Here is a 23462-nt window from a genome sequence, read left to right on the forward strand (position 1 = left end):
AGGAAATTATATGGCAAATAAAACAGGTGCTAAATATGCAGGTGCGGTAATTATGGAAGTAAACGGACGAGAAGTGGAAATTATCAGCTTTAAGCCGGAAGTAACTACCGGACGCAAGGTGGTAAAAACCATGAATAAATCCGGTAAGGTTCGTGGTTATGCGGATGGTGTGACTGAATATACCATGAGTGTTAGTGCGGCTATTCCTTTGGATGAAAGTGGCATTGATTGGGACAATATTACTAACGCCAAAATTACTATTTATCCGCGTAATGCTGATGAAGCTCGCATTAGTTATATTGGCTGTACCAGTACAAAATGCTCGGAAGAATACAGTGTAGAAAATGAAGCACGTCGTGATATTGAAATGTTTGCATTGGATAAAGTGATTGAATAATGTTAAAAGAGACTGGAAAACTGGTTTATGGTCTGGAATACAATCAGCAGATGTATTTTGATTATACTGTTAAGCCATTGACTTTGGCCGATGAACTTAAGGCACTGGAATTATTGGAGGATACTGGTTTAATCACTGATGTTCCAGATGCAGAAAAAGCGATTATTACTACTCTGGCTTATTGGGCGCAACAGTTGCAAGTGCCAGGTATAGAACCAGAAAATCTAAGTGTTGAATTTCTTTTTAATAATCTGGCATCTGAAGATTATCAGTCAATTTTAACAAGTATGGAATCACTTCGGTCAAAATCGATTGCCGCTGGCCGGTCAGACCCAGCGGCATCCGAAAAAGCCGAGAGCAACGAAGCTTTGAAGTAGCGCATAAAAATTATAGACAGGCATGTATATTACTGGCCAAATCATTGATTACTCCTGAAATGGTAAGCAGGATGTGTCATTCAGAAGTATCAGTGTGGATTGAGACGGTGCTGGAAAGTATGGGCATCAAAAATGATGATGATAATGTAATTATTTCTTTACGTCAGAGAAAACCAAAACCTTTTCAGCCGGTTAAAGAAAGTTTGGCCGCTAATTAGCCTGATTAAATACATAATCCCTGTCTTGTGGCAGGGATTATGCATTGATGCTGCTGAAGTCTATTCATTTCTTTCAATTCATTTAATCATTTGGAATTAATATAACTATAATTAAGAGAGAGTATTGATATGTCTTCCAATCAGGATTCGTTGGCAAAACAGCAGGCTTCTATCGTGAAAATGACAGAAGAAGTTAAAAAGCTTGAACAGCAGATAAAACGAACGGCAGCAGTTGCTATTCGGGAAAGTGAAAAGGCGGGTAAATCACAAATTCGCATTATTCAGCAAATTCAGAGAGAACAGCAACGAACAGCTGAAGTACGTTTACGCAAGGAGTTGCGTGCTGAGCAGCAGATTCAGCGTGAAATCATCAAAAGTGGGAATGCTTATAAAAATTTTGCGGCCACAGCCAGTGCTGCGCAAAAACAGATTCAGAATGCTAGTAAGGCATCACGCAATAGTATTCGCGAATTAAATAAAGAGTTAGAAAAAAGCTCTAAAATTCAGAAAAATTCGGGGGTTTCAAAAAATTCCGGATGGAATACAGCTAAGTCGGCAGGTAGCGCTATTATTAAAGGTGGCAAAGCCGTATATGATGCTGTTAGTCCATCAATTGATGATGAAAAAAAATTACGTTCGGGTGTGTTACAAACTGCTGCTAAAGCTTATGTATCCGATAAAAGTAAATCAACTGAATGGATTAAAACTGAGGGTGTAAAAGAAATTCAGTCTTTGGTGAAAGGACTGGTTGCCTCAAATGGTGGGACTTCACAAGCTGCTCTAGATTTGATCAATGATATGTTGCAACAAAACATGACTCTTGATCAAGTTAAAGCCACTATTCCTTATGCCCATCGTAGTATGATAAATTCATCCACTGAAGTGGGTAAATATGATCATGAAAATACGGCTAAACTGTTTAAATCTTTTGCAGATTATGGTTTAAAAAATCAAGATTATCATCTGGTTTCTGATCATATTATTGATTCAACTAAGCAGGGTAAGTTTTCGATAGCTGAGCTTAGTAGTGAGCTACCAGAATTACTATCATCTGGAAAAAAAGCTGGGTTAACAGATATTCGCAGTATTGATTATTTGATATCTAGTTTACAAGCTACTTCTACCCATTCTGATTCGAATGAGGATGCTGCTAAGAGTGTTAAGGCTTTGCTTGGGGCTCTGGCTGATCCTAGTCTTACAGAAAAACTGAGTCGTGTTAAAGATCCTAATTCACCAAACAGACATTTAGACTGGAATAAAATAAGAGAAGAGGGTGGCAAGCAAGGCCTAAATGATGTTCAATCTTTGCTTAAGGTTTGTACTGAAATCTTAGCTAAAGATAAAAATTATCAGAATTTAAAGCAAAAAGCCGACTCTGGAGATTTGTATTCCAGTCAGCTGATGCAGGCCAGACAAGATAAGCTTCTATCATTTATACCAGAAGAGGCGAAAGATGCTGTTCATGCTAATTTAAGTAACCAGAATCTGTTACAACCGCAAACAAAATTATTTACGCAATCTGGTGAAAGTTCTTCAGATAGACATGCAGCTGTTTTAGCTGCTAATCCAGAATTTCAGCAAGAAAAAAATCATGCGCTGACAACATTGGGTAGAAGTGAGGCTGTAGAACCACTTGTTGGCTTTCAAACTAAATTAACTGAACTGTCAGCGGAGTTTCCGGTACTGACTTTAGCGGTAACTGCTTTAGCTGCAGCAGCAGGCAGTGCTGCTACTGCATTGCAAACGTTGGGTTCACTATCCGGATCTGGACAGAAAAATGATATCGAGATTGATGGTGGTGACGATTTTGATAAAAAAAGAAATAAAAACAGTAAAAACAAAGGTAGTAAAACGCCATCATCTTCTAAGACAACTTTGAAATCCAGAAAATTTCCGGCAAAAATGGCTGGTAAAGTGATGGGTCGGGGTAATTTAGCTTTATCTGCTATTGGTGGTGTAGCTAATGGAATTGCAATTGCAAATGATGACAGTTTAACTGCTGAACAGAAAAAGACCGCTCAAATAAAAAATGCATCCTCAACAACGGGAAGTATGGCTGGTGCATGGGCAGGTGGAGAGATTGGTGCGGCAATCGGCACATTTATATTTCCAGGTGTGGGTACTGTTCTAGGTGGGCTAGTTGGTGGTTTGATTGGTGGCATCGGCGGCAGTATGTTGGGCGATAAAATAGGCGATAAGGTTACCCAAACCAACGAAAATGAAAATATTCATACAGCAGCAAATACATTCAGTGGACAGAGGGTGTCTTCGGATTGGCATGATGCTTATGGCGTCAATCCTGCTTTGTCTAGCCAATTAAAATTGACTAGTGATAGGGAGCAGATGCTGAATGGCAATTATATGATGACATCCACAGCGATGATGATGTCGTATAAAAATATACCTGCCAATATGCATGCTGATGAAAATCAGTTGCCTGCTGGGCAATCTGTGTTGGTACAGCAGAATGAGCAATTTCAAAATGCGTTCCAGTCTATTGTACTGGAGCTGGGTATACGTTTAGACAAAATAGCTACCATACTTTCGAGTCAGCAACAGGTTATACAGAATAATGTAACTTTGACGCTGGATGGGAGAGTAATCAGTAATATAGTTTCACGTAATCAAGTGGAAATGTATAACCGAGGGGGAGCACAATAATGACCATGTGGAAAAATAATCTGCAAAAAGCCAGTTATAAAAATATTGCTTTTGATGTCATTTCTATTAATGATAAAAATGAAAAATCGCTGGTAAGACATGGCCGACCTTTCGCCAATGGCTCTGATATTGAAGACCTGGGTGCACAGGGGCGGCAATGTCAGATTGCAGCTGTTTACTTTGGTTCAAGTTTTGATTCGCAGTTGATGAAGCTTCTTACCGTGCTTGAAGAACCTGGTGCTGGTACGCTGGTTCATCCGGTTTTGGGTTTGTTGCCCAATATGATTGCTGCCAGCTGGTCTTTTCGTACTGAGGCTGAAGCAGTTAATTATGTTGCACTGGATATAACGTTTTTTGAAGCCAAAGAGTCAGCACCGTTGTTTTTATTTGAAAATCAATGGTTGGTCAAATTAGAACAGATTCAGAATTCTCTTGATCAGTTTACGCAGCAGTTATTGGCATATAGCAACGTATTGTTAACGGTACGTGAGGGGGGGGCCTCTATTTGGGGGAGTAGTAATGGTGTGTTTGCTGCTTTATGTGGGGTAGCTGGGAGTGTGAGACGTTTTTTTGATCTTGATCCTTTGCTATATCAGACTTCTAAAAATTATTCTTCAATTACTTTTAGTCAGGATGTCAGGGGACTAATTGATACTATGGCCAGTATGGTGTGTTCTGGTTTGAATAACGAAAGTAATTTTGGCACAGGTAGTTTAAGCAGCAGACAGGCTTTTGATTTGATAGGTAATCGTGTAGATATTTTGAACCAATTGCCAGAAAATATTCTTCATAATCAGAATGTGCAGGAATCTCAGGAGGCAGCTATTAATCATGTACAAAGAATTGCGGAAATTCAGATGAAACCGGTTGCTCAGATTTTACAATTTCTGAGTACTGTGTATTTGGTTCAGATTACAGTTAATATCATTGAAATAAATAGTGATCATGTTACAGCTAATGAGCTGCAACTTATTAATAATAATTTACGGCTACGTATACAAGGTTTAATTAATAGTTTACGTGGAACTTATGATTATGCTGAAAATATAAAAAGTATTAATGCTGCTGCTTTTTATACGCAGACGACAATTTTAATACAGATGCTGGCCAATATAGCTGCTCTGTTTAATGATTATATTTTGTCTGTCATTAATCAAAAGCCACCTATGCGTACACGTAAAGCCGAAATAAGTGGAACGATTCATCAATTGGCTTATTTACTTTACCAAGATTTAAACCGGGCTAGTGAGTTGATCCGTCTCAATCCTCATTTGTGCCACCCTTCTTTCATTAAGCGTAATGACTGGATTAATTATTATGTTAAATGAAAGTGATTTGGCACCTTATCCTTATGGTAATGAAGTGGTGGTGCGGGTTGGCGGTAAAGAACATAAAGATTGGCTTAGTTATGATATTGACAGTGATTTTTTGATACCGGCAGATGCGTTCAGTTTTGTAACTAATGTGTCACAAAATCAGGCTTTATTAGCGGATTATAGTTCTTTGCAATGTGAGGTGTTGATTAATCAGCAGCTGGTAATGACCGGTATTATTGGCCATCAGAATGAAGCAATAGATAAAAATAATCACAGTATCGCTTTTAATGGCCGCGACCTAGCCGGATTACTGGTTGATTGCAGTGTGGCACAAATTAATGTCAAAGGAATGAATGTCTTAAGTGCTGCACAAAAAATTGTCAAACCATGGCCGCAGATTAAAAATGTGGTTTTAAAAGCAGAAAAGAATCCGGTATTGGACAAGATTGACATAGAGCCGGGGGAAACGGCTTGGCAGGCGCTGAGCAAAATTGCCTATAAAGCTGGGTTGCATGTCTGGCTTGAACCCGATGGTACGCTGGTAGTTGGAGGGGCCGATTATGCTAGCCAGCCTGTAGCTTCATTGTTTCATAGTAAAAATGACAATCGGCGTAATATTCAAAGTATTGAAATTGAGTACAGTACGGAAAATCGCTATTCGGAAGTAACGTTTCTTGGACAAAGCCATACACGCTATGCCAACTCATCTAAGCATGATCTGAAATGGGTATATAAAGATGAAACCATGACGTTATATAAACCTAAAACGGTTGTCATTGGTGATGCTGAAAATCTGGAACAGCTCAAAGTTCAGGCTAAGAAAATGCTTTCTGACTGGCGCCTTGAAGGTTTTACCTTAACTGTTACTGTTGCTGATCATAAAACCCAAAATGGTGTTTTATGGAAACCCGGGCAAAGGGTGCATGTTATCGATGAAGATCAACAGATAGATGCGATTTTTTTTATCATGGGACGGCGGTTTTTTCTTAGCCGCAGCGGAGGAACGATGACAGAACTTCGCTTAAAAGAAGATGGAATTTGGACTCCGGATGCTTATGTGAAAAAGTCTGCTGCTGCACGTTCGCGCAAAGGTAAACGTAAAGGGGTGACTAACCGGCAAGTTAATCAATTGACACGTTAGTAATGCGTTGAAATAAATTTATAACAATAATGGGTGTATTAAATGAGTTATGTTGCAAAATTAGTTAATAAAACCCGGACAACCATTTCTAATACAACTAGTTCTGTGCGGCAGGCTTTTCGAGGCAGGTTGACACGTGTCAATGCTACTGAGCCGATTCAATCTGCACAAATTTCTGCTCTAGCTGATGAGTTGTTACAGGATGTGGAGCATATGCAGCAATTCGGTTTTACCAGTAATCCGCCGGTTGGTTCTGAAGCTATTATTTTACCGCTAAGCGGACAAACCACCCATGGCATTATTATTGGAACTGAGCATGGGGCATATCGTATAAAAGCTTTGGCTTCTGGTGAGGTGGCTGTTTATAACCAGTCTGGCGCATCTATTACATTAAAAAATGGCAGATTGATAGAAATTGACTGTGAGACTTTGAATATTAAGGCTCCAGCTGGTGTGAAAATTGAAGCAGCTGCCGGGATTAGTATTGATGCTCAGGCTGGTGTGGATATTACTGCTTGTAATGTTAGTTGTTCTCAGGAAATTACTGCTGCGGGTCAGATTAATGGAAATGGCGGATTGGAAATTAAAGGGGGGCAGGGTGCAACCTTTTCTGGCAATGTTGTTCAAACTGAAGGCAGCTTTACTACGGTAGGTGATGTTAAAGCCGATGGTATCAGTCTGACTGAACATGATCATACTGTAAGTGTAGGCAAACCTGTCTGAAATCTACTAAAGCTGTTCAGCTTTATTTTAATGCTGTAACACAAGTAAATTATAAAAATATATAAATGGAATGATTTATGGACAGAGAAATTAATACCCGAAATGGTGATTACAGCGGACAAACAATCAATAATCTGCAAAACGCTGTTTATCTGCGTCTGATGACGCCGCTGGGCAGCTATTGGGGAGATAAAAAATTGGGTTCGTTGCTTTATACATTGGAGCGTGAGAAAGATGTGCAATCTGTTAGCTTACTTGCTCAACAGTATGCACAGCAAGCATTACAGCCCATTATTGATGATGGACGTTCAACAGATATTTCTGTGACAACTTTGCAGACACATAATGGCCAGCTTCATTTGAATATACAGGTAACGGAGATGACAGGAGAAAAATTTATATTTGAATGTCCGGTTAAAGTAATCTGAAAGAATAATTAAATGGATTTTAAATATGCATAATATTCCTACCTTTGAAGAGATCCGTCAGGCTATTTTGCGTGATATGGTTTCATTAAATCCAGAAACAGATGTTTCTTCAGATAGTGATAATTATATACGTGCTAGTAGTTTGGCCAGTTGTGCCACTGGTCAGTATGCCCATCAGGCATGGATATTAAAACAGTTTTTTCCAGATACAGCAGATACAGATTTTCTGGAACGACATTGTAATCTGCGTGGTATACGCCGTAAAAATGCGACTTCGGCCAGTGGTACTGTTATCGCACATGGTATTCCGCAAGCATCAATTGATGCTGATTTGCAAATTAAATGTGGAGAACGTTTATATACGGTTTTGGAAAAAGCTTACATTAAAGAGGATGGTACTGTTGTTTTGAGCATAAGGTCGCTTGAGCCTGGTGTCATATCAAATCAACATAATAAGACAGCACAGTTTATGGCTGCTCCTGTGGGTGTATCCAGTGATCTGGTAAACCTTGATGTGACTGGTGGTACTGATGTTGAAAGTGACAATTCTTTATTAAATCGTTTGCTTGATTTATTGCGTCGTCCACCGGCCGGAGGTAATCAATATGATTATAAAGCTTGGGCTTTGAGTGTGGATGGGGTGACCAGTGCTTATGTTTATCCCTTACGCCGCGGATTAGGTACAGTCGATGTGGTTATTACCAGTGGTGATAATGTACCCAGTGATGACATAGTTAGCAAAGTACAAAATTATATTGATTCTGTGCGCCCTGTTACCGCTAAAAACAGTATGGTAGTCAAGCCTGATGTAACCAAGGTAGACATAGAAGTTAAGGTAAGCCTGTCCGGGGGGACTTTTGATAAAGCTGCTAACGATATTAAACAAGCACTACAAGAACATTTCAGCGCGTTAAAACCCGGGGATAGTGTGATTGCCTCTCAGCTGGAAGCTGTAATCAGTGATGTAACAAGCGTTACAGACCGAAAAATGACTTTGCCTAAGGGTAATCTTGTGGCTGAAACAAACAAAAAAATAGAGTGGTTTATGCTTGGTGAGGTTGATGTGGGCTTGCTATGAATTACAAAGATACCTTATTAGGATTATTACCTCCAGTTGCTTACAACCGCACGGCTTCCTCAATAAGAAATGCAGCCGCCGTTGATGGTGCTTGTCTGGATGAAGTCCAGAATGCGGCACGCCGCAAGCTTGGCGTTATTGACCCGCGTACGTCTGGTAACTACATTGTACGCTGGGAGGAAATGCTCAATCTGGATTGTACTGGGAAGAATGGTCAACAGCGAATACAAGGGGTTATCACGAAAATCAACGAAACAGGCGGCTTGAGTATTCCCTATTTTATGCAAATGGCTGCATCCATTGGTTATGACATTTATATAACAGAACCACAGCCTTTTCGAGTCGGTATTAGTCGAGTAGGCCACAGGCTGGCACGTGAAGACATTATGTGGGTATGGTGGGTAAATATCAAAAATGCAGACAGTCGTGCAACTCAATTCCGTGCAGGTATGTCTACTGCCGGTGACAGATTAACAGCATATGGTGATGTCGTAATTGAAAGTGTTTTAAAAGATTTAAAACCGGCATTCACTGATATACGTTTTACATATAAGGATAAATAAATATGTATCCAATAGATACACAAGACGGCTTTTTTCACGATGGCGATGGTATTAGCGAACTGGGTACAGTTCTACCTGCCAGCTGGCTGAATCAGGTACAGGCTGAACTAATCGCCATCCTGACAGCAGCCGGCATCAAGCCAGAAAAGGCAAATCAGAGTCAAGTCATTGCTGCTATCAAGAAATTGATTGCCGCCAATGTTCCTGCAAGTGCCACAGATAAGGTTGCCGGCATAACTCGGATTATAGATAGTTTAGATTCGGATGATGCTTTGGCGGCTTTATCAGCACGGCAAGGTAAAGCATTGTTTGATTGCAAACTGGATAAAGATGGGGTAGCTAAAACTGCACTTTATGCAGAACTGATTGCTGCACGAAAAATCGGTGGTGTGACATTTAATGCCAAAAGTGATATTGATTTACCCGGTGTTAATATAGCAGGTAATCAGGATACTACAGGGAATGCAGATTCAGCTACTAGACTAAAAACTGCACGATTGATTAATGGCGTCCCTTTTGATGGTTCAAAGGATATAAACACGACACCTTCTGGCGCAATCATGTATTTTTCCCAGAGCATGGCTCCTACCGGCTGGTTAAAAGCAAATGGGGCGGCCTTGTCGCGGACAACATATTCAAATCTTTTTGCCGCAATAGGTACGATGTACGGATCTGGCGATGGAAATACAACATTTAATTTACCAGATTTACGTGCTGAGTTTATTCGTTCATGGGACGATGGACGCAATGTTGATGGGGGCCGGAAGTTTGGTTCATGGCAAGATAGTCAAAATCTTAGCCACATGCACAATGGCAGAACGTGGGAATCTGGAGCCCACAACCATACCGGTTGGACTCATAACAATGGCGATCACAATCATGGGGTTCCAATTAGCACTAATGGTGCTGGGTCTAATTTTGAATCAAACGGCGGCAATATCGAAAGATGGGGATCTACTAATAATTCCGGTATTCACAGCCATTATTTTGTCACTGATGTCAACGGCAATCACACCCATGATTTTGCCACCGATGTGAGCGGAGGTAATGAGGCTCGACCTCGTAACATTGCGTTATTGGCCTGTATCAAAATTTAAGGATCGATGTTATGAAAAATTATCCTTTAGAAATTCCTGTTTGTCAGCTTGATGAAAACAATTTTTTTAGGGGAATAACCAGCGCTGATTTAGACCCTCTTGAGGGAGGGGGCCATTATTTAATCCCACGCTTGTGTATTCAGACTGATGAGCCCGAACAAAAAAAAGGTTTTATTCCGCAATGGAATAATGGACAATGGGAATATATAGAAGACCATCGCGGTGAAACAGTGTATTCTAAGAATACGGGTGAAAAACAAATTATTGTTGCGGTTGGTAAACTACCTGATGATGTAACTACTTTTGCTCCAGCGCCTTTTACTGAATGGTCAGAAGAGGCCGGTGCATGGGTGGATGTGGATAATGCAGATGAATTACGTCTGCAAGATAAAAAGGAAAAAGCAGGAATAATCACCCGCAGCCAGTTTTTGACTGCGATCGAATTGCAATACAGTAAAAATAAAAAGGAATTGCTGGATATTGCTGAGCGTGAGCTAGTCGGAGACCATTTAATCAAGGTAAGAAATGTGATATCGGAAGCTCAAAGTTTTACGCTGATGAATGATGATATGTGGGATTTTCTTATGCAAACGTTAAATATCAGCAACGAGCAGATTTTTGTGCTCTGGGATGAAGCGAAGAAAAACTATTAATTAAGATTCGAAAAATGCGCTGGGAACTCTCGGCGCATTTTAAATTGATATGCCTGAAAACTTAAAAGTTTGCGCTATTATGCTTTATGTTCTGATTCTTTTTTTAATTTTATTTTAAAATTTTATCTAAATTTTAATTAAACGATTGACTTAATCAGTCGTTTAATTAAAAATATTACTTTGATAAATTCTGTGAACATTTTTATGAATGAGTTTAAAGAAGCGGAGCGAGGTGATTTAACACGCCGAGTGTTGATTGATGCTGCTATTAAAGTATTTGCCCGTGATGGCTTTCATGCGGCTAGTACACGGGAGCTTGCTCATGCTGCCAATGTGAATTTGGCACTGATTAACTACTATTTCAAAGGGAAACAGGGGCTGTATTTAGCGGCTTTTGAAAAAATTACGACCCAGTTAAAGAGTGAAATATCGCCAGTAGAAGACAAGATTCGCCTTTGTCTCGAGAAATATGATTGGTCGACATTGGATAAGGATGGAAGAAAGGAAATTCTTTTGCCCTTGTTGCTGGAGATGGCAAATACATTTTTAAAACTGCTGACCAGTGATAAAACGAAAGAGTGGGCGCAATTGATTATGCGTGAACAGCAGGAACCTACAGCTGCTTTTGAATATGTGTTTTCAACATTTATCAGGCCCATGCTGACGCAAATTATTAGATTGATAAAAGTTTTGCGTAATACTGATGAAGAGGAGGCTGCGATGATCACTTTCAGTGTTTTTGGCTTGCTAGCTGTCTGGCGAGTGGTTCGTACTGGTATTTTGAGACGAATGAACTGGACAACAATTGGTGAAGAAGAATTGCAGAAAATATTGCCAGTTGTGCATCGCAATATCATTGCGGTGGTCTTTGCCTGAGGGAGAGGGAGCATGATTAGCAGAAAACGGATATTGACTGGTGTGGTTGTCGTTATTGCTTTAATTGCGTTGTACTCAGGATGGCATTTTTATCAGGCAGCCAGACAGCCGCTGACGCTTTATGGGAATGTTGATATCCGCGAAGTTGATATGGGTTTTCGTCAGTCAGGCCGACTGTTGTCTGTAAAAGTGAAAGAGGGTGATAAGGTTAAAAAAGGGCAAATATTGGCATTGCTGGATGATATGCCTTATCGTCATGCATTAGCACAGGCTGAGGCTGAAGTGGCAAAAGCACAGGCAGAGCTGCAAAAACTTGAAGCCGGAAACAGGCAGCAGGATATAAAAGTAGCAGCTGCTGCAGTAACAAAAGCACAGGCGATGTTGCAGCAGAGCGAAGCGGATTTAAAGCGTCAGCAGCAATTAGTCAAAGCAGGCGATGCAAGTGAAAAAACGCTAGAACAAGTACGTCGGGATCGAGATGTAGCGGTGGCTTCACTGGCTTCGGCACAGCAGACTTTATCGCTGCAAAAATCAGGTGCGAGAATTGAAGAAATTGCGGCAGCGAGGGCGCAGTTGCGGGGCGCGCAAGCAGGTTTGGCACAGGCGCATACTGCTTTAAATGATACGGTGCTACGGGCCCCAGATAATGCTGTGGTGATGAGCCGAGTGCGGGAACCGGGCAGTATGCTAAGTACGCAAGATGCAGTGTATACGCTGTCGCTGCGCAAGCCGGTATATGTTCGTGCTTATGTTGATGAATCGGCTTTAGGCAAAATTGCACAAGGGACGCGTGTTTTTATTTACACGGATTCTTCAGCTAAAGTTTATTCCGGCCAGATAGGTTTTATTTCACCGCGTGCAGAATTTACGCCTAAATCTGTTGAAACCACGGATTTGCGTACTGATTTGGTTTACCGGCTCAGAATTACTGTATTGAATGATGATGATGCGTTGAAACAGGGTATGCCGGTGACGATTCGGCTGAGCGATAAGGGAGTCTGAAATGGCGCAGCGGCCTGCGGTGGTGCTGGATAAGGTTTCGCGATGTTTTGGTGAGGTCTGGGCGCTACATGATGTTAGTGCGGTTATTTATCCCGGCCGGCTCACAGGACTGGTTGGTCCAGATGGCGCAGGAAAAACAACGCTAATGCGGCTGATGACTGGTTTGCTGGCACCTGCTAGTGGGCATATTAATATTGTTGGGCTGGATTCAGTTCAGGATGTGGACAAAATTGCTTTTAATGTGGGTTATATGCCGCAGCGTTTTGGTCTGTATGAGGATTTGTCTGTACTTGAAAACATGAAGCTTTATGCCAGATTGCGCGGTCTGAATGCGCAGGAAAGCCAAAGATCGTTCAGTAAGCTGCTGGCATTTACCCGTCTGGAGCCTTTTTCCAAGCGCCTTGCTGGTCAGCTTTCCGGTGGGATGAAGCAGAAGCTGGGATTGGCCTGTGCGATGATGGCTGCCCCTGATGTTTTATTGCTGGACGAACCTGGTGTTGGTGTAGACCCCTTAAGCCGGCAGGATTTGTGGCAGATGGTGGCAAAGCTGACTGGTGACGGAGTCGCTGTGGTATGGGCAACAGCCTATTTGGATGAGGCGGAGAAGTGTGATTCGGTGCTGCTGCTAAATGAAGGCAAACTGGTATTTGATGGTAGACCATCAGACTTGACGGCCAGACTACAAGGGAGAAGTTTTGGATTAAATGGTTTTAGTGAAAACCGGCGGTCTCTTTTGAGTAGGGCATTGAATTTGGATAGTGTCTGTGATGGAACAATTCAGGGGGCTTCTTTACGACTGGTTCTCAGACACGGTCATGATGCGAGAGAAATTGAGGCGCTGGCTGCGGACACAGGGGGCGCGATCCGTCCGTTGGCACCCCGATTTGAAGATGCGTTTATTGATTTACTTGGTGGAGGTCCGAAAGGGACGTCGGCACTGGCGGCAAAGATGTCTTCTTTTCCTAATTTAGCCACGGCCGCTGTGGAATGTATTCATCTAACAAAAAAATTTGGGGATTTTATAGCCACAGATGATTCCAGCTTTCAGGTAAAACAAGGTGAGATTTTCGGGTTGCTTGGTCCCAATGGAGCAGGTAAATCCACCACGTTTAAAATGTTGTGTGGTTTGTTGCGTCCGAGCAGTGGACAGGCGCATGTGGCCGGACTGGATTTGCGCCATGCTACTAAAAAAGCCAAGTTGCAACTGGGCTATATGGCGCAGAAGTTTTCACTTTATGGCTTGCTGAATGTGGAGCAAAACCTGAATTTATTTGCTGGTATGTATGGTTTAAGTGGGGGCACCAAGCAGCAGCGCATTGAGGAGATGATTCAGATTTTTCAGCTGACACCTTATCTCAGACATTCACCTGATGAGTTGCCTTTAGGTTTCAAACAGCGGCTGGCATTGGCTTGTGCACTGATGCATCGTCCTCCGGTTTTATTTCTGGATGAGCCCACTTCTGGTGTAGATCCAATTACGCGTCGGGAATTCTGGATTCATATTAACGGAATGGTGCAGAAAGGGATGACGGTGATGGTAACGACACATTTTATGGATGAGGCAGAATATTGTGACCGTGTGGCTCTGATGTATCAGGGACGGTTGATTGCTTTGGATACACCCGACCGGTTGAAAGAAAAGGTACGTACAAGTGCAGGAGATGAACCAACGATGGAGCAGGCATTTATCCGATTGATTGATGCGGCGGATTGTGCAAACTCTGCTGAACGTAATGGCTGTACGGAGGCCGTATGAAGCAGGGGAAAAGTGCTGTTAAGAACCGTCTTGGTGCACTTATTTATAAAGAAAGCCTACAAATTGTACGCGACCCTTCGGCAATATTCGTCGCTTTTGTATTGCCGGTTATTTTGTTGCTGCTGTTTGCTTTTGCTGTTTCGCTGGATGTGCGTAAAGTGCCGGTAGGTGTGGTACTAAGCTCAGATACGCCGACGGCACAATCGCTGGCAGCAGCTTTTTCTGGTTCACGTTACTTTACTGTTTTGCCTATGCGTCATACTCAGGAGGCAAAAGCAGCAATCATAGCCAGTAAAATTCGAGGTTATGTTGTGATTCCTGCTGACGTAGAAACTCGTTTACATAGCCGTAATAATGATCTGCTGATTCAGGTGATTGCGGATGGGTCACAACCTAATACCGCAAATTTTGTTACAGCCTATGCGCAAGGGATTGCTTCGCTGTGGTTAGCTCAGCATGGTCAGAGTACTGTTTCACCGGTATCAGTCCAGCCTCGTTTCTGGTTTAATGCAGAACTGGAAAGCCGGCGTTCACTGATTCCGGGTTCTATAGCCATTATTATGACGATGATTGGTACGCTTTTGACGGCGCTGGTGGTGGCCAGAGAATGGGAGCGTGGGACGATGGAAGGCTTGCTATCTACCCCCGCAACGATTACGGAAATACTGCTGGGCAAATTGTTGCCTTATTTTGTGCTGGGTATGCTGGCAACGCTTGGTTCGGCGCTAATGGCCGTATTTGCTTTCGATGTGCCGCTCAGGGGTAGTTGGCTGGTGCTGATGATGCTGGCTGCAGTATTTTTGATTCCGGCTCTGGGACAGGGGCTGGTGATATCGATATTAGCTAAAAATCAGTTTATTGCCGCGCAGTTGGCTGCTTTCACGGGTTTTTTGCCGGCGTTTATGTTGTCCGGTTTTCTATTTGAAATAGACAGTATGCCATGGCCGATCCGATTGATTACTCATATTATTCCAACGCGTTATTTTGTTGAGGCGCTGCAAACGGTTTTTCTGGTAGGCAATATTTGGTCGCTCTTATTGACCGATATGCTAGCCATGCTATTAATCGGGGCACTGTTGTTTGTTCTGGCACGAGCAAAATGTCATAGAAGTCTGGAGGGATAATGATGCTGTTTTCGCTTCAACTGCGCGCCCAGATTATCAAGGAAATTCTGTGTTTGCTGCGTGATAAAAGGGCGCGATTTATTCTGATTGTGCCGCCGATTATGCAGTTAATGATTTTTTCTTTCGCGATTACTCTGGATGTGCGCAATGTTACAGTATCGGTTTATAACCGTGACAATGGTTATTGGTCGCAGGAGCTGGTGCGAACCATAGAACATGCTGGTTTTGTAAGAGAGGTGCTGGTGACAGACAATCCGTCTGCGTTGCATGCCGATATAGACCGCAAACAGGTGCTGTTGGCGATTACTATTCCAGAAGATTTTTCTCGAGATATCGCTGCCGGTCAATCTGCCAGTTTGCAGGTGATTATAGATGGACGTCGTGCCAATGCCGGCCAAATTGCCTATTCCTATATTGAGAGAATTGTCCAGAATATGGGTGTGCAGGCACAGAAGACAGAACGGATTGCGGCTAGAAATTTCTTTAATCCGAATTTGAATTATCGATGGTTTGTTGTACCAGCATTATCTGGCATTCTGATATTTGTGATTGCGCTGATGACAGCTGCGTTGTCGATTGCACGTGAGCGGGAGCTGGGTACCTTTGATCAGCTGCTGGTTTCGCCTTGTACACCGGCTGAAATTATCATTGCTAAATGTGTCCCTGGTTTCATCATCAGTATTGTGTTGTCTTTAATGATGATTCTAGCGGCAGTGTTGATTTTCGGCATTCCGTTTACCGGTTCATTGCTGCTGTTACTGATGGCGATGATGGTATTCATTGTTTCCATTATCGGCATCGGACTGGCCATATCAGCTTTTTGTTCCACTCAACAGCAGGCAATTCTAGGGGTGTTTGGGGTCATGATACCGATGGTGATGATGTCTGGATTTGCCACGCCGGTGGAAAATATGCCGCAGGTGCTGCAATGGCTGGCAGAGCTGATGCCGTTTAAACATTATCTCATCATACTGCATGGTGTGTTTCTTAAAAATATGCCAGCAAAGGATATTTTCCATAATGCGTGGCCGATGCTCTTGATTGGCTGTGTAACACTGGGCATTGCGATTATTTCAGTACGGAAAAAATTAACATGAATAGATTGCGCTTATCCATTTTGTTTTCTAGTACTTTATTGCTCTGTGCCTGTATCAGTGCACCGCAGTATAAGGGACCACCCGCTGTCCAGATACCCAAACAATGGACGTTGCCTGAAAAAGATAATGAACCGGCAGAGGCTCTGGATCAATGGTGGCAAAATTTTCATGATCCGCTACTTGACCGGCTTATAGATGAGGGACTAGCCAATAATCATGATATCCGCCATGCCGTATTCAAAATCGAAGAAGCGCGTGCAATACTGGCTGGTACGCGCAGTGGTTTTTGGCCGACAGCGGATGCAGAGGGACGTAGTACACGTAGTCGCAACAGTGACAACGTTAGCTTACCCAATCAGCGCTATCAAACGCGAAATTATGCTGGCACCGCTATTACATGGGAAATTGATTTGTTTGGGCGTGTGCGTAATAGTGTAGCCGCGGATGCGGCACGCTATCAGCAGCTACAGGAAGATGCTGATGCCATTAGACTTAGCGTGGCTTCAGAAATTGTACGCAGTTATTTTGATATGAGAAGTGCGCAGGCTCAATTACAAGCTCAAGAGAGTATTTTGGAGGCACTGCGTGAAACACGTAAAATTGTGTTGCGCCGAGTGCAGGCCGGAGATTTGGCTCAAATAGAAATTCAGAATATCGATACACGTCTATTGTCTGCTCAGGCTGCTATTCCAGAAATACAAGCCCGCATCCGTGCCGAAGCATTAGCGCTGAGTATTTTGACCGGTGGTCAGCCAAATAAGGAGTTATTCCTAGTCAGCACTGCTATTCCAGTACGCTCTTTGCCGGCTATTCCGGCAGGTAGTCCAGCAGATATTTTGCGTAGGCGGCCGGATATTCGTGCTGCTGAGCGTCAATTAGCAGCCAGCAATGCTGAGGTGGGGGTGGCGGTTGCCGCACAGTTTCCGCAACTCACCATTAATGCCAATGGTGGTTTCGATGCTTTATCATCCGGTAAATTAGTCCGCTCATCTAATCAGAGCTGGTCGGTATTTCCGTTTATTTCATGGCGGATTATGGATGGGGGCAAAATCAGAGCGGAAATACACGCTGCGCAGGCAAGACAGAAAATGGCGGCAGTGGATTATGAGCAAACAGTGCTTAAAGCGTTGAATGAATCTGAAACTGCGATGAGCAATTATCAATATTATCAAAAATCTGTGTCGAAGTGGACTGAAGCAGCGGTGCAGGCGCAGCAAGTTTTCCGCAGCCAGCAGCGGCGCTTCAGTGCCGGCGATATATCTATGGCAGATGTACTTGAAGCGCAACGGCAGTATGCCGAGGCACAGTACTCACTTGCACTGGCTCAAGGCAAAGCCAGCAGTGCCATGGTAGATGTGGTCAAGGCACTTGGCGGAGGCATTTGAGCATGCAAATCCAATTACTGCCCGCTAAAAATAGCGTTATCTAAGTGGCAAGTGGAATATACGTGTATAGGTTCAACACAGAAATTTTGTTAACGTCGAGCCAATATTGCGGTAGATAAGTATTCCTTTATGCCGCTGGCAATGGAGCTGGCCACTTTCTGACGGAAATCACTGCTGGATAGTAAACGTTCTTCAATTGGATTGGAAATAAAAGCAGTTTCAACCAGTATTGAAGGTATATCCGGTGCTTTTAAGACGGCAAAATTTGCCTGATCAACACTACCTTTGTGAAGATTATTGATTCGGCTTAATTGATTTAAAACATCCTTGCCTAGTTTTAGGCTGTCGTTAATAGTGGCTGTCTGGGTAAGGTCAAACAAGGTATTGTTGACATTTTTGTCTGTAGAATAATTTACCCCGCCGATTGAGTCGGCCGCATTCTGCGTCTGCGCCAGATATTTGGCTGCTGCACTGGTGGCGCCTTTGGGGCTAAGGGCATAAACCCCTGTACCTTTGGCAGATGGATTGGTAAAGGCATCGGCATGAACGGAGACAAACACATCAGCTTGCAGTTTACGTGCTTTGGCTACGCGTACTCCCAACGGAATAAAAATATCTTCGTTGCGAGTCATATAGGTTTTATAACCATATGAATCGAGTATTTTTTTTATTTCTCTGCCGATAGCCAGTACTACATCCTTTTCATGCAGCCCAGATGGGCCGGTTGCTCCGGGATCTTCACCACCATGTCCTGGGTCAATCATGATAACCGGCTGGCGGTTAAGCTTGTTTGGTTTGCCGGGCTGTGGTGGCTGATTAGTCACCGGCGGTTTGATTACAGGTGTTTTTTGTACCGGCGGTGTGGAGGCAGTGGCCTGAGGACGGGTTGTGCCATCGCTATTGACCTTGCCGTGGCTGTAGTCTTGTAACAGTGCCATTAATGGGTCGTTTTTTTCCTGCTCCATAGCCACTGTAGCGGTAGGATATAAATCCACAACCAGACGATTTTTGAAATTGGCCACTGGCGCCAGCGAAAACACTTGCGGATTAACGGTGGTTTTCAAATCCATCACGATACGGATGGTTTCAGGATTAAACTGGCCGATACGGACACTTGCGATATACGGATCCATCGGAATCACTTTGCTGCTCAGCTCCCGCAATACCTGATTGGTGGCGGAACCTTGAATATCAATGACCAATCTGTCCGGATTTTTCAACTGAAAATACTTGAACTGGATAGGTGTGGTAGATTCCAAAGTCATTCTGGTATAGGCTGTGGCCGGCCAGATACGAGAAGCTACGATGTCGGCACCGGCCTGAGCGGCACGGGCAAATGGAGTAAGGCTAATTAAAAGCGAACCGGTGGAAGCAATCAATAATTTCCGGCGGCTAATGTGAATAGGCATGGTTATTCTGTGATCTTGTTTAGAGTGTGTTTTCCAGTGGCCGTGAGGGCGCTCATTCGTACGGTACGGCCATTTTCTTTTATTCTGATATTTAAAATAATGTCGGCTGGCGGAGCCAGATCACCGCCAAGCTGCGGCCATTCAATCAGAACAACGCTGTCTGAAGTGATTAGTTCGTCTAGTCCTGCATCCAGCCATTCTTCAGGGCTTTGAAATCGGTATAAGTCAAAGTGATGCAAATCAAATCGATTGAAGGAATAAGTTTCGACAATATTATATGTAGGGCTTTTGACTGCACCCTGATGGCCCAGTGCACTGAGCAGTCCGCGGGTAAAAGTGGTTTTGCCTGCACCTAGATCTCCCTCCAGCCAGATGATTAATGGCGGGCTAATATGCTGAGCAAAACGGCTGCCCAAGTGTAGGGTATCGTTTTCATCGGCCAGAACAGTTTCTTGGATGTGAGAGGCAGACATGATGAGTTTAGATAAATAAAACGGGTTTATTATGCGATAAAGTTTGTAAGAGTGAAAGTATTAAAGTTTAGCAGTTTTGTGATTTTGCCAAATTGATTCCGAATTTTTACTACGCCTATGATAGCTCTGCTGTAAGTATAAGCGCGGGTCAATGTTATAATTACCTTAATTAAAGGGTCTGTACCGGTTCAGGGCACGGTGTGCTGAATGGTTTAGGCTACAGATGAAGAGACTCATGACAGCAATTGAAAAGCGCCCGATAGGCGTATTTGATTCCGGGGTAGGCGGCCTGACAGTGGTACGGGCGTTAATGGAACGACTGCCCAATGAAAATATTATTTATTTCGGGGATACGGCACGAGTACCGTATGGGGTGAAGTCCAGACACACCATCGAAGCCTATACCGAACAGATTGTTTCGTTTTTGCTAGAGCATGATGTGAAGGCGCTAGTGGTGGCCTGTAATACCATAGCGGCAGTAGCACGTGAGAGAATCCGGCAGTTGGCCGGCAGTATGCCGGTACTGGATGTGATAGCTGCCGGTGCGCAGGCAGCACTGAATAGCACACGCAATAATCATATCGGTGTGATTGCTACCAGTACCACTGTTAACAGCAATGCCTATGCACGGGCGATTCACAAGCAGAACCCGCAAACACGGGTTTTCTCACAGGCCTGTCCCCTATTGGTACCACTGGTGGAAGAGGGCTGGCTAGATCATGAAGTCACTCGCTTGACTGCACGCGAATATCTAAAACCGATACTGGCTGAAGATGTGGATACACTGGTATTGGGCTGTACACATTATCCTTTACTCAAACCCTTAATTCGACAGGAAGCACCGGGACTAAAATTGGTTGATTCAGCCATTACTACTGCAGAAGCCACGGCGTTAGCACTGGAAGAAAATCAGCTGGCCAATCCAGATCATACCGGCGCGAAATACAGGTTTTATGTCAGTGATATTCCCTTGCGCTTTCAGACTATCGGAGAACGCTTTCTCGGGCGCAGTTTGGAGCAGCTGGAAATGGTGTCTTTGGGATAAAACTTCAGCAAGAGGGAGAAACTGACATGATGAAAAGAGTTGTGATTCTGATTTCCGGACGTGGCAGCAATATGCAAGCCTTAGTAAAATCTAATATTGCACAGGCAAAAATTGTAGCAGTCATCAGTAATCAGGGTGATGCAGCAGGTTTGGCTTGGGCGGCTGAGCATGGGCTGGCAACTGAAGCACTAAATCATCGAGACTATGAAGGCCGAGACGCATTTGACAGGGCACTGATGGAGCGTATTGATACGTATCAGCCCGACCTTGTAGTTTTAGCTGGCTTTATGAGGATATTAACGCCGGTATTTTGCACGCATTATGTGGGCCGGCTGATAAACATCCATCCCTCTTTGCTGCCTGCTTTTCCCGGACTGCATACGCATCAGCGGGCATTGGAGAGTGGTTGCCGCGTGGCTGGCTGCACCATTCATTTTGTTACAGCTGAACTGGATTGTGGGCCAATTATTGCACAGGGTGTCGTCCCTGTTCTGGATGGCGATACAGCTGAAATTCTGGCTCAGCGCGTGCTACGGATTGAACATCAGCTCTTGCCGCAGGCAGTGGCTGATTTTGTTGCAGGCAATCTGGTAATACAAGGTAACAGAGTAAACAGATTGGAAGCTGGTATAACTGATGGTTTGGTCTGCTTAAAAAATTGATTGGTGTACGTGGCGTATGAAATTGAAATTGTGGGCGAAAATAGTGTTGGTTTGGGCTGGTTTAATGCTGGCTTCTATAATTCATGCGGGAGAATTACCGCAGCGGGCACAATTACAGTTTGTTGACAATAATGGTCTGTCAGTCAATATGGATTTTGAGCAAAAAAGCGGGCAGTTTCAGATTAGCACTGATCTCAGCTTGCTGATTTACCAAATGCAGTTTGTCTCTAGCGGTACGGTAAGCGGGACAATGCTTAATCCGCTTACCTACACAGACAGTCGTTTTGGTAAACTCTACGCTCAGGCACGGTTTAACGGGCAGAGTGTGGATTATGGCAGGGTATCCGATACCAGCAGACATCTAGCAGTAAATGGACCAGTGTATGATATGTTTGCATTGGCCTGGCAGCTTGGCTTTAATCAGGGAAAACTTCCGGTAAATACGTATTTAACCAATGGCAAGAAAGTATACCCGCTGGATGCGGTTAAAAATCTGGGCTCCGCTCAAATAATGGTTAATGGGCAGCACATCGAAATCAGCCAGTACAGCATCAGTCGTGGTGATGATCGGGTGGAATATGCATTTGCACCGCAGCTGAACAATATTCCGGTACGCATCAGTTATATGGACAATGGTAAAGTATATACATTGCAGCTGAAGGCTGGCCAGATAAACGGAAAAGCTATTTAAACAATTATGATCAATGCACAACAACTAGATTTAACCACTTCCGCATTAGCGCAGGTGTTAACATTCCGCCAGCCGGCAGATGTCGTGCTGTCATCTTTTTTCCGCCGTGAGCGCAAACTTGGTGTTCGTGACCGGCAAGAAATAGCTGAAACGGTATTCGCCACCATCCGGCATTTACAGAAAATCCAGCAGATGTTGCCAAAACCGCATAATAAGCCTCGGCGCGCGGCACTCGCTGCGCTGGTTTTAGGCCGAGGCCTCAGTGTTCATGCGGTAGAGACTTTGTGTGATACCGATGAGAAAGATTGGTTGGTAGAGCTAAAAGCCCACAAGTCTGAATTTGCTAGTACGCTTTCCACAGCAGCAGAATTGCCGCAATGGATGATTGAATGCCTCCAGCAGCAGGATTGGGATGATGAGCAAATTGTTGCTTATGGCCGCAGTGTCATGCAATCAGCACCGCTGGATGTACGGGTCAATACCCTGAAAGGTAAACGTGATAAAATTTTGGCTGCGCTACAGGCTGAAGGTCTGCGTGCAGAAGCCACCCCCTATTCACCTTGGGGGATTCGTTTTCCCGATAAGCCGGCTTTAAACCGTCACCCACTGTTTCTGGATGGCGTACTGGAAGTCCAGGATGAAGGCAGCCAGTTGCTGGCATTACTAACGGGTGTAAAACGCGGACAGATTGCTGTAGATTTTTGTGCCGGCGCCGGTGGTAAAACACTGGCTATGGGCGCAATGATGGCCGGTAGCGGACGATTGTATGCTTTAGATGTGGCAGAAAAACGGCTGGCTAATCTTAAGCCGCGTATGGTGCGCGCTGGATTAACCAACATTCATCCACAGCGTATCGATAATGAGCACGATGCCCGCATTGCCCGTCTCAAAGCGAAGGCAGATTGTGTGCTGGTGGATGCACCCTGCTCAGGTCTGGGAACTTTACGCCGAAATCCTGATTTAAAATATCGCCAGAACAGTGACAATGTTGCTGCATTGCAGCAACAGCAGCAATCTATACTACAAGCAGCTTCAGCGTTGGTACGTCCCGGCGGCCGGCTAGTATATGCCACATGCAGTATTCTGGAGGCAGAAAACCAGCAACAGTTAAATGATTTTCTGGCGGCCAATAACGGCTGGCACATCGAACCGGTGAATACGTTGCTTAAAAGCCATACGCCGTCTTCCATGCACAGTGATTATCTTCAACTATCAACCAGTGAACATCATACAGACGGCTTTTTTGCCGCTGTGCTAACACGCATTAAGTAAATGAAACAAGGAAAGTAA

24 protein-coding genes and 1 pseudogene are annotated in these 23462 nt (G+C 43.8%); 23 read left to right on the forward strand and 2 right to left on the reverse strand.

Annotation, left to right across the window (positions count from 1 at the left end):
• Positions 1 to 10 precede the first annotated feature (10 nt).
• The 19 genes and pseudogenes from J3U75_RS01495 (at position 11) to J3U75_RS01585 (ending at position 17892) form a co-directional block, all read left to right on the forward strand.
• Positions 11 to 397, forward strand: coding sequence for a phage tail protein (locus J3U75_RS01495; protein ID WP_100140057.1), 387 nt, complete (start codon positions 11 to 13; stop codon positions 395 to 397).
• Positions 397 to 774 carry a hypothetical protein gene (locus J3U75_RS01500; RefSeq protein WP_100152456.1) on the forward strand — a complete coding sequence of 126 codons (378 nt, stop codon included), beginning with the start codon at positions 397 to 399 and terminating at the stop codon, positions 772 to 774. The genes J3U75_RS01495 and J3U75_RS01500 overlap by 1 nt, the downstream gene beginning before the upstream one ends.
• 71 nt (positions 775 to 845) lie before the next feature.
• Entirely contained in the window at positions 846 to 992 is a 147-nt protein-coding gene (locus tag J3U75_RS01505; protein WP_180295877.1) for a hypothetical protein, read from the forward strand.
• A 129-nt stretch (positions 993 to 1121) separates the two neighbouring features.
• Positions 1122 to 3653 (forward strand): hypothetical protein, encoded by a 2532-nt coding sequence (locus J3U75_RS01510; RefSeq protein WP_267390185.1) that lies wholly within the window; start codon positions 1122 to 1124, stop codon positions 3651 to 3653.
• Positions 3653 to 4981, forward strand: coding sequence for a DNA circularization protein (locus J3U75_RS01515; protein ID WP_267390186.1), 1329 nt, complete (start codon positions 3653 to 3655; stop codon positions 4979 to 4981). The genes J3U75_RS01510 and J3U75_RS01515 overlap by 1 nt, the downstream gene beginning before the upstream one ends.
• Positions 4971 to 6110 carry a phage baseplate assembly protein gene (locus J3U75_RS01520; RefSeq protein ID WP_267390187.1) on the forward strand — a complete coding sequence of 380 codons (1140 nt, stop codon included), beginning with the start codon at positions 4971 to 4973 and terminating at the stop codon, positions 6108 to 6110. Before J3U75_RS01515 ends, J3U75_RS01520 begins: the two co-directional genes overlap by 11 nt.
• 42 nt (positions 6111 to 6152) lie before the next feature.
• Positions 6153 to 6833 carry a phage baseplate assembly protein V gene (locus J3U75_RS01525; protein WP_100156902.1) on the forward strand — a complete coding sequence of 227 codons (681 nt, stop codon included), beginning with the start codon at positions 6153 to 6155 and terminating at the stop codon, positions 6831 to 6833.
• A gap of 77 nt (positions 6834 to 6910) precedes the next feature.
• On the forward strand, positions 6911 to 7261 hold the full coding sequence (locus J3U75_RS01530; protein ID WP_267390188.1) for a phage GP46 family protein: 351 nt from the start codon (positions 6911 to 6913) through the stop codon (positions 7259 to 7261).
• 25 nt (positions 7262 to 7286) lie between these two features.
• The gene (locus J3U75_RS01535) at positions 7287 to 8339 is read left to right on the forward strand and encodes a baseplate J/gp47 family protein (protein ID WP_267390189.1); all 1053 of its coding nucleotides are present in this window, start codon (positions 7287 to 7289) and stop codon (positions 8337 to 8339) included.
• Complete coding sequence (locus J3U75_RS01540; protein WP_267390190.1) at positions 8336 to 8902, forward strand: YmfQ family protein; 567 nt, start codon at positions 8336 to 8338, stop codon at positions 8900 to 8902. The genes J3U75_RS01535 and J3U75_RS01540 overlap by 4 nt, the downstream gene beginning before the upstream one ends.
• Before the next feature lie 2 nt (positions 8903 to 8904).
• A pseudogene (locus J3U75_RS01545) lies at positions 8905 to 9090 on the forward strand (phage tail protein); the annotation flags it as partial.
• Entirely contained in the window at positions 9088 to 9999 is a 912-nt protein-coding gene (locus tag J3U75_RS11365) for a phage tail protein (protein WP_416384671.1), read from the forward strand. The pseudogene J3U75_RS01545 and the gene J3U75_RS11365, both read left to right, overlap by 3 nt.
• 11 nt (positions 10000 to 10010) lie before the next feature.
• Positions 10011 to 10652: a hypothetical protein gene (locus J3U75_RS01555; protein WP_267390191.1), complete on the forward strand. Its 642-nt coding sequence runs from the start codon at positions 10011 to 10013 to the stop codon at positions 10650 to 10652.
• A 204-nt stretch (positions 10653 to 10856) separates the two neighbouring features.
• Positions 10857 to 11528, forward strand: a complete 672-nt coding sequence (locus J3U75_RS01560) for a CerR family C-terminal domain-containing protein (RefSeq protein ID WP_267390192.1) — start codon at positions 10857 to 10859, stop codon at positions 11526 to 11528.
• A 12-nt stretch (positions 11529 to 11540) separates the two neighbouring features.
• A complete protein-coding gene (gene hlyD / locus J3U75_RS01565) occupies positions 11541 to 12530 on the forward strand; it encodes a secretion protein HlyD (protein WP_267390193.1) in 990 nt (329 codons plus the stop codon).
• 1 nt (position 12531) lies between these two features.
• Positions 12532 to 14286: an ATP-binding cassette domain-containing protein gene (locus tag J3U75_RS01570; RefSeq protein ID WP_267390194.1), complete on the forward strand. Its 1755-nt coding sequence runs from the start codon at positions 12532 to 12534 to the stop codon at positions 14284 to 14286.
• Positions 14283 to 15410 carry an ABC transporter permease gene (locus J3U75_RS01575; protein WP_267390195.1) on the forward strand — a complete coding sequence of 376 codons (1128 nt, stop codon included), beginning with the start codon at positions 14283 to 14285 and terminating at the stop codon, positions 15408 to 15410. Before J3U75_RS01570 ends, J3U75_RS01575 begins: the two co-directional genes overlap by 4 nt.
• Positions 15410 to 16507, forward strand: coding sequence for an ABC transporter permease (locus J3U75_RS01580; RefSeq protein WP_267390196.1), 1098 nt, complete (start codon positions 15410 to 15412; stop codon positions 16505 to 16507). The genes J3U75_RS01575 and J3U75_RS01580 overlap by 1 nt, the downstream gene beginning before the upstream one ends.
• On the forward strand, positions 16504 to 17892 hold the full coding sequence (locus J3U75_RS01585; protein ID WP_267390197.1) for an efflux transporter outer membrane subunit: 1389 nt from the start codon (positions 16504 to 16506) through the stop codon (positions 17890 to 17892). The genes J3U75_RS01580 and J3U75_RS01585 overlap by 4 nt, the downstream gene beginning before the upstream one ends.
• An 89-nt stretch (positions 17893 to 17981) precedes the next feature.
• On the opposite strand, the gene J3U75_RS01590 is transcribed toward J3U75_RS01585, so the two are convergent.
• Together J3U75_RS01590 and tsaE are read right to left on the reverse strand one after the other, a co-directional pair.
• The gene (locus J3U75_RS01590; protein WP_267390198.1) at positions 17982 to 19301 is read right to left on the reverse strand and encodes an N-acetylmuramoyl-L-alanine amidase; all 1320 of its coding nucleotides are present in this window, start codon (positions 19299 to 19301) and stop codon (positions 17982 to 17984) included.
• Between the two features lie 2 nt (positions 19302 to 19303).
• Complete coding sequence (gene tsaE, locus J3U75_RS01595; RefSeq protein WP_267390199.1) at positions 19304 to 19774, reverse strand: tRNA (adenosine(37)-N6)-threonylcarbamoyltransferase complex ATPase subunit type 1 TsaE; 471 nt, start codon at positions 19772 to 19774, stop codon at positions 19304 to 19306.
• 235 nt (positions 19775 to 20009) lie between these two features.
• On the opposite strand from tsaE, the gene murI reads away from it, so the two are divergent.
• Genes murI through J3U75_RS01615 form a run of 4 tightly spaced genes read left to right on the forward strand, consistent with a single transcriptional unit; the run spans position 20010 to position 23444 of the window.
• Positions 20010 to 20819 (forward strand): glutamate racemase, encoded by an 810-nt coding sequence (murI, locus tag J3U75_RS01600; protein WP_267390200.1) that lies wholly within the window; start codon positions 20010 to 20012, stop codon positions 20817 to 20819.
• A gap of 29 nt (positions 20820 to 20848) precedes the next feature.
• The gene (gene purN / locus J3U75_RS01605; RefSeq protein WP_267390476.1) at positions 20849 to 21481 is read left to right on the forward strand and encodes a phosphoribosylglycinamide formyltransferase; all 633 of its coding nucleotides are present in this window, start codon (positions 20849 to 20851) and stop codon (positions 21479 to 21481) included.
• Positions 21482 to 21497: 16 nt separating this feature from the next.
• Positions 21498 to 22172, forward strand: a complete 675-nt coding sequence (locus J3U75_RS01610) for a DUF3108 domain-containing protein (protein WP_267390201.1) — start codon at positions 21498 to 21500, stop codon at positions 22170 to 22172.
• Between the two features lie 9 nt (positions 22173 to 22181).
• The gene (locus tag J3U75_RS01615) at positions 22182 to 23444 is read left to right on the forward strand and encodes an RsmB/NOP family class I SAM-dependent RNA methyltransferase (protein WP_267390477.1); all 1263 of its coding nucleotides are present in this window, start codon (positions 22182 to 22184) and stop codon (positions 23442 to 23444) included.
• The last annotated feature ends 18 nt before the right edge of the window (positions 23445 to 23462 follow it).

The organism is Snodgrassella sp. B3088 (genome assembly GCF_026535815.1).
GTDB classification, from domain to species: Bacteria; Pseudomonadota; Gammaproteobacteria; order Burkholderiales; family Neisseriaceae; genus Snodgrassella; species Snodgrassella alvi_E.